Source organism: Vibrio sp. 2132-1 (genome assembly GCF_033344315.1).
In genome coordinates this window covers 1-785 of sequence record NZ_JAWPON010000227.1, presented here as the reverse complement: position 1 = coordinate 785, position 785 = coordinate 1, and the positions used below count along the sequence as shown (strand labels likewise).

Sequence of the window (785 nt, the reverse complement as noted above, 5' to 3'; positions counted from 1 at the left end):
GCTACGTGCCTTTTTTGTATGCGCACCTTATGAAGCAAAGAACTCGCGACGAAAATTCGCTATCTCTTGTTGATAGTAACGCTGCCAGTCAGATTCAGACCAACTCGCGTGGCTGGTGGCTCTTTGCGTTGCCAATCTGGATTCGAGCTGTTTTAGCTCGGTTTGATAACTGCGAACTTGCTGCTTTTGTTTTGCTATTTGTTGTTCACGAGTGCGGATTTGGTTGCTTTCTTGTTCAGACAGATAGTTTTTCTGCAACTCTTGAATCAAGGTTTGTCTCTCGATCCCATTCATACTTGCAGGGATCAGAGCCACCGCTCGTTCATATTTTGTTTGGTTGCTGTCTAACCCCAAGGCGTTTTCGTTCCCCTGCCATTCGGTGATTAAATCCTCGAATGCTTTCACGTAATCTTGAGCCGATACGGCATCAAGTTGCTCGGCTTGTAAGCTGAAGTCGTAAAGTGCGAACTCATCGGCGAAAATAACCTCAGCGAGCTCTCCCCAAATCTTTCTCGCTTCGGATTTTAATCGTGCGACACGAGAGGCGAGCGGTTGCTGCTCATCAAACAACAAATTGCCAACGCTTTGCTGCCAAAGGCCATCGAGTTGATGGTAGTTCGCTAACAAATTAAAACGCTCTGCAGACAAATCTATAGCTAGTTCATTAAGTTTGGATTCGCAATTGAGCTCGGACATACAGGTGTGCCAAAACGTCTCGATTTCTGCTTTCAATGCTCGACCTTTAGAACGGTGTAGTCGCTCTGCAAGATCTTGAATCTCTGTGG

1 protein-coding gene is annotated in these 785 nt (G+C 46.1%); it reads right to left on the bottom strand.

What is annotated here, in order from left to right; translation table 11 throughout:
• Positions 1-27: 27 nt before the first annotated feature.
• On the bottom strand, positions 28-777 hold the full coding sequence (locus R8N47_RS24590) for an ATP-dependent dsDNA exonuclease SbcC (RefSeq protein WP_412034482.1): 750 nt from the start codon (positions 775-777) through the stop codon (positions 28-30).
• Between the last annotated feature and the right edge of the window lie 8 nt (positions 778-785).